This window comes from Rhizobacter sp. P3_B12 (genome assembly GCF_056402895.1).
Genome location: NZ_JBFUGN010001493.1, coordinates 1 through 993 on the forward strand (window position 1 = coordinate 1; position 993 = coordinate 993).

Here is a 993-nt window from a genome sequence, read left to right on the forward strand (position 1 = left end):
GCGGGGCCTGCGGGGCCGGCAGGGCCGGCAGGGCCGGCGATATGGCCGGCGCAAAGCCCATGTTCAAGCGCTCGGCGATGCGCGGCGCCAGCGCCAGTGCGCGCTGCGCCTCGTGCACTGCCTCGGGCATCGCCCAGCGCAGGTAGCGCAGCCGGGCCAGCGCCTCGTGCCAGGTGGCCTGGTCCGGTTGCAGCGCCAGCGCGGCGGCATAGCGGCGCTCGGCCTCGTCGAAGCGCTCCAGCTGCACGCACAGCCCGCCGAGCATCGCCAGGCCCTGCGCATCGTCGGGCCGCAGCTCGCAGGCGCGCTGCATCTCGGCGAGCGCTTCGGGCGCCTGGCCGAGTTGCAGCAGCGCGGTCGCGAGGTTCATCCGGTAGTCGGCGGCATCGGGTCGGCGGGCGATCGCGCGCCGCACGAAGGCGATGCCGAGCGCCGGCTGGCGCAGGCCCAGGTAGGCCACGCCGAGCAGGTGCAGGGCCTCGGGGTTCTCGGGCTGGGCGGACAGCGCGGCCTGGTACAGCGAGAAGGCCTCGCTCAGTCGGCCCTGGGCGTGCAGCGCCCGGCCCTGCGCCAGCGCAGCATCGGCGTCGACCGGACGCGCGGCGGCCGGCGCTGCCCTGACAGGCCGGTGGGAAGTCTTGTTGTTCATGGAATCGAAGTCGGAGCCGATGCAGCGAGGCATCGCAGGGCGACATCAGACACGCGCGCCGGAACGTACGCTGGCGCAGGGTCTTTCACACGCCGACATCCCCCGACATGAAGCATGTCCAGAGGGCGATGCGTGGTCTATATTGCAACGCCCAGGCCCCGAACAAGCACAAGATGAACAAGCGCGAGATGCTGCACGCCGTGGCCGCGGGGCTGGGAGCGATGGTGTGGCCGGCGCAGGCAGGCGCGACCACCGAGGTTGACGGCGTGGTCCGTCACTACGCGGTGCTCGTCCATGCCTCCTACAGCGACAGCCTGGCCGCCGCCCTCGCGATGCAGCAGGCC

Annotated in this window: 1 protein-coding gene and 1 pseudogene; one reads left to right on the forward strand and one right to left on the reverse strand. The window is 72.5% G+C overall.

Going from position 1 to position 993, the window contains the following annotated elements; all coding sequences use genetic code 11:
• The coding region (locus tag AC1D01_RS36375) for a tetratricopeptide repeat protein (protein WP_477874625.1) at positions 1-649 on the reverse strand (649 nt) is incomplete at its 3' end.
• A gap of 107 nt (positions 650-756) precedes the next feature.
• Here AC1D01_RS36375 and AC1D01_RS36380 point away from each other — a divergent pair.
• A pseudogene (locus AC1D01_RS36380) lies at positions 757-993 on the forward strand (hypothetical protein); the annotation flags it as partial.